The organism is Microvirga tunisiensis (assembly GCF_009296175.1).
Classification (GTDB): Bacteria; Pseudomonadota; Alphaproteobacteria; order Rhizobiales; family Beijerinckiaceae; genus Microvirga; species Microvirga tunisiensis.
Genome location: NZ_VOSK01000776.1, coordinates 1 through 1,276, shown reverse-complemented (window position 1 = coordinate 1,276; position 1,276 = coordinate 1). Strand labels below are relative to the sequence as shown.

At 62.2% G+C, this 1,276-nt stretch carries 1 protein-coding gene; it reads left to right on the top strand.

Features of this window, described 5'->3' with window-relative positions:
- Positions 1–141: 141 nt before the first annotated feature.
- Complete coding sequence (locus FS320_RS43575; protein WP_152718675.1) at positions 142–1,161, top strand: threonine aldolase family protein; 1,020 nt, start codon at positions 142–144, stop codon at positions 1,159–1,161.
- Positions 1,162–1,276 lie beyond the last annotated feature (115 nt).

Below are 1,276 nucleotides of genomic sequence, written 5' to 3'. Positions count from 1 at the left end.
CACCCATCCGCCCCGAACGCCACGTCGCCCAGTCGATCGCCACCATCCGGGCTGAACTCATCTGCACTCTCGTGCGAAGGCTCCCACGATGTCCCTGCTGCCACACAAAGTTTATGACACAGTAGTACTAGGAAGCCCTTCATGAACTTCGCGAGCGACAACATCGTGGGAGCCAGCGCTCCCGTTCTTCAAGCCATCATGCAGGCCAATGCCGGCACCATGGCGGCATACGGCAACGACGAGATCTCGAAGCGCATCAGGGTGCGTTTCAATGAGATTTTCGAGCGTGAAGTCTCCGTGTTCTTCGTCACGACCGGAACGGCTGCCAACGCGCTTGCCCTTTCGTCCGCCGTGCCTCCTTACGGCCTCTGCGTCTGCCACCGGGAAGCGCACGTCATCGACGACGAGTGCGGCGCGCCGGAATTCTTCATGCACGGGGCGAAGCTTGCGGGGCTGCCTGGTGTCGGGGCCAAGCTGAAGGCCGAAGACGTCGAGGTTTATCTCAAAAGCCTGCCGAAGGCGGTCAAGCAGATGCCGCCGAAGGCGCTCTCGATCTCGCAGGTGAGCGAGGGAGGTCTGGTCTATGGCCTCGATGAACTCGCGGCGCTTGGAGCGGTCTGCCGCGAGCACGGCCTGTCCTTCCACATGGACGGTGCCCGCTTCGTCAACGCGCTCGTCTCGCTGGGCTGCACTCCAGCCGAGATGACCTGGAAGCGCGGCGTCGACATTCTTTCCTTCGGCGCCACCAAGAATGGCGGCCTCATGGCCGAGGCCGTCGTGGTGTTCAAGCCGGCACTCGCGGAAGCGCTCGATTACCGGTCGAAGCGCGCCGGTCAGATCATCTCCAAGGGCCGTCTCGTCGCGGCGCAGTTCGAGGGCTATTTCGCGGACGACCATTGGCTCGACAATGCGCGCCATGCCAACCGCATGGCGGCCCTTCTCTCTGAAGGGCTCCGGCAGTTGCCCGGCGTGCGTCTGGCATGGCCGACCGAGGCCAACGAGGTGTTTCCGATCATCCCGAAGACCCTGGACCAGGCGCTGAAAGCCGCGGGCATCCTCTACCATCCATGGACGGACCTGAGCCTGCCGGAAACCGAGCGCATTGCCGATCACGAGGTGTTGATCCGCCTCGTCACATCCTGGGCCTCTAGAGCGCGTTGACATTCATTTGGTCCAGATGAACGCGCTGACGAGGCAAAGGATTGACATAAACGCCCGTGGGGTCTGTTCGTAGCGCGTGGCGATGCGTCTGAAGTGCTTGATTTTCAGGAAGAAG

Excerpts from the sequence above, each read along its gene's own strand:
- FS320_RS43575 (WP_152718675.1), top strand. The coding sequence starts at position 142 with ATGAACTTCGCGAGCGACAACATCGTGGGAGCCAGCGCTCCCGTTCTT.